1 protein-coding gene and 1 pseudogene are annotated in these 867 nt (G+C 44.6%); both read right to left on the bottom strand.

The features are described 5' to 3' along the window. Window positions 1-254, bottom strand: a pseudogene (locus A3735_RS05655) (zinc carboxypeptidase); the annotation flags it as partial. Window positions 255-291: 37 nt separating this feature from the next. Then, window positions 292-867 (bottom strand): S9 family peptidase (locus A3735_RS30340; protein ID WP_197485689.1); only part of this gene is annotated, 576 nt, incomplete at its 5' end.

The raw sequence follows: 867 nt of genomic DNA, 5'->3' as shown, positions 1-867 counted from the left end.
GACAGCAGCATCTCTAGGTACGACAGCAAAACTTGTGTACCGATACGCTCGATCCCATGAACACCCGCCGAAATAATAACGGTCGGCAGCCCCGGGCGATAAGGTGTCATTTCAATGCTATACAGTGGCAGCTGATGACCGGCTAAATCAATATTCGCTTCGGTATTAACAACCAGAGGGTGCTTAGTGTGGGAAATAATCTGCTCTAACTGCCAAAGCTCAGGCAGCCGTTTTTTTATTTTATTTTTATTCATCAATATATCCGTATAAGCCGTACTCTCTCAAGATTGTCTATCTCGTGTAAGCATGGTGGTCTTCAAAAAAGAATGAAAAGCCTTTGACGATACGCCAGACATCAAATACCTGCCTTAAGCTAAAGCATGTATCACCATGGCTAATAAAAGGAGTGACCACTAAATCAACGTCTTTTTTCATCTCGCGTAGTTTGCGGTATAAGAGCTCTGACTGCCCGCAGGGAATGACATTGTCTGCCGCGCCATGCAGCAGAAAAACCTTGGCACTCAAATCATCTAAGCGAGAGACAATATCCAGAGCCTCTAATTCTTCTGATAGAGGCGTTTTCGCTTTCGAAAAAAGTAGTTCCCGGTACTGTGAGTCGCTCAAAACACGATGCACCAGACTCGCTTCACTCTGGCTTAATTGGTCGATGCATTGCCCTAAAGTAATATTACTACCCGGCTCCGGCTTGTTTTCTATATCAAGCAGGGTCGTTTCATTAATATTGTCCTGAATCGCTGCATACAAGGCTTGTTGTAAAGCCAGGCAATTCTCATTGACCTTCGCCTCCATCACCATTGGGATAATTTTCTTCAGTACAATATAACGCCCATAGGGGTCTGCATCGGT

Source organism: Oleiphilus sp. HI0061 (genome assembly GCF_001635675.1).
The sequence above is the reverse complement of the archived record's forward strand: the minus strand, read 5'-3'. Positions and strand labels throughout refer to the sequence as shown.